Origin of the sequence: Vibrio sp. 10N.222.46.A1 (genome assembly GCF_041473595.1) — a bacterium.
GTDB classification, from domain to species: domain Bacteria; phylum Pseudomonadota; class Gammaproteobacteria; order Enterobacterales; family Vibrionaceae; genus Vibrio; species Vibrio tasmaniensis_A.
The window spans coordinates 1-2,509 of record NZ_JBFRSN010001361.1; the positions used below are offsets into that span (position 1 = coordinate 1).

General features: G+C 45.0%; 2 protein-coding genes. Both read right to left on the reverse strand.

The features are described from left to right. Nucleotides 1-326, reverse strand: a 326-nt coding sequence (locus AB4496_RS26610) for a transposase (RefSeq protein ID WP_372132903.1), incomplete at its 3' end; no start/stop codon positions are given. 233 nt (nucleotides 327-559) lie between these two features. Beyond that, nucleotides 560-2,509, reverse strand: a 1,950-nt coding sequence (locus AB4496_RS26615; RefSeq protein ID WP_372132906.1) for a type I secretion system permease/ATPase, incomplete at its 5' end; no start/stop codon positions are given.

Consider the following 2,509-nt stretch of genomic DNA (forward strand, 5'->3'; position numbering starts at 1 on the left):
TTACGATATTTGACCTGAACTGTCTTCGAGCGTTTGCTGATACACGTGTAGTCAGGGGGCGTCAGTGGAACCTCTAGTAGCTCAAAGATAGAGTCGATAAAACCTTGAAGAGCCCGCAATGGTAGAGAGAATATCCCCTTAATCATCAATGCAGTTTCAATCGCTGTATCAGAGTACTGGAAGCCTCTACCACGCTTACCATGATGGGCTTTGCATCGCCATGCATCTACGGCTGAATCATCTATCCAGAACGTAACCGAGCCCCGTTTGCACAGAGCCTTATTGTACTCCGCCCAGTTAGTTATCTTCTTTTTTGCCTTACCCATGTCACCACCGCTCTAACCATCATAAAGGATCAGATCGCAAGACTCGAAAAAGGTTCAACTGATTTAGGCAACAACGCCGTTCCAAGGTGAAAAAGCCGTTTTTTGATTTTCGAGAAGACATAATAAAGGCTCAAAAAGTGTGTCAACACACACTTTTTGGGTTGAGTGAATGTCAATGGTTAAAGCTCACACCATCCATATTTCTTATAACAACGTAGATTTCAATTTATAAATCAGCCGCCAATTTGTTGCTTCCATAATTTTGCATAAAGACCTTCCTTCTCAACCAGTTCATCGTGAGTCCCACTTTCACAAACTTGGCCTTTATCAAGAACAAGAATATTATCCGCATGACGAATGGTGTTAAGGCGGTGTGCGATGCTAATTACGGTTCTATCTCTACAAATCTCTTTCATGTTGCTCATGATGGCAGCTTCAGAGTTGTAATCGAGTGCTGACGTTGCTTCATCAAGCAGTAAAATCCTAGGGTTAACGAGTAGGGCTCTTGCTAACGCAATACGTTGACGCTGGCCGCCAGATAGAGAGCCCCCTTTTTCCCCAACGGGCTGATTAAACCCGTGGGGAAGTCCTTCAATGAATTCCAAAGCACCGGCAAGCTGCGCAGCATTGCGTATTTCCTCATCAGTAGCTTGAGGCTGACTTAGGCGGATATTCTCTGCAACGCTCCCAGAAAAAAGAATACTTTCTTGTAATACCACACTCATGTTGCGACGTAGCGAAATTGGGTCGGCTATCGCGAGATCCATACCGTCTACCAATACTTGACCATGTTGAGGGACATACAAACGTTGCAATAGCCGGGTGATGGTACTTTTTCCTGAGCCTGATGGCCCGGTGATGCCGATAAACTGGCCCGGTTTTATTTCTAACGATAAGTTGGCCAACACTTCGGGAGAGTCTTCGTGATAACGAAAGCGAATGTTACTAAATTCGATGCCTCCATTGAGTTCAGGAACAGAAGCTAACCCTTGTTTACCATTTTCTTTTGGTTCATCAAGAATATCGCCCACTCGCTTTAGTGCAATAAGAGTATGTTGGAAGTCTTGCCAAATTTGCGCAAGTCGAAGTACCGGCTGAGTCACGTGGCCGGCCAACATATTGAAGGCCACCAATTGTCCGGGTGTGAGCTCACCGTTAAGTACTTCGCTGACTCCCCACCACAGGAGCAGTGCCGCAGTCAGTTTCTGTATCAGCCCGATGCCTTGCCCTGCAATGAGTCCTGATTTTTGAGCATCAAAGCTACGGTTTAGTTGTTGGCTGAGGATATGTTGCCATTGATGTAAAAATCGATGTTCAGTCGCTGTGGTTTTAATGGTTTCAATGCCTGTTACTGCTTCCGTTAGAAAGGTCGTGGCATCGGCATCCGATTCGTATTCTGATTCCACTTTTTTTCTTATGATTGGACCAGCAATAAGCCAAAGTAAGAAATAGATAAAAAGTGAGCCGATTACTAGCCAAGTCAGAGTCTTGGCATAATGGAACATAACAGCAAGAAAGACGGTAACAAAAATGAGATCGAGCAATAACATCAACGTCGAACCGGTCAAAAACTGGCGAATTTGCGCCATTTCACGAACTCGAGCAATGATTTGTCCTGTCTGACGCTGCTTGAAATAATTGAGGGGGAGGCCGACTAAATGGCGATAAAGGCGTCCTGATAGCTCTGCATTTACTTGACTTGCGAGGTGGCCAAATACGGTATTGCGCAAGTAACTGTATGCTGGCTCTGCAATGGCAAGAGCAAGCATCGCTATGGCGAGCACATGTAAACTGGACAAGCTGCGACCGACTAGCACTTTGTCGATGACATTTTCAAACAACATCGGGCTCACCAGTGCGAATATTTGAAGGGCAATAGCATAAATAAACACATCTCGCATTTGGCTCTTTTGACGCCAAATAGAGGGGGCAAACCAGCTAAGGCCAAATTTCACTTCTTTGCTACTTAGTCTTTCATCCGCGACCAACATTACCTTGTACGTTGATGAGTGACTACTCGGACTAAGCTCACTCTGCTGCTCCAATTGAGTGGCTGGATCATATAAAAGAGAGGAACCGTCCGCTGATTTTGTGAGCACTTTCCAACTATTGTCGATTTCAATTAAAACGGGCAGTGGAAGGGTATCTAGCTCGTTCGATTTTACTTTCGTTACTTGACTTTT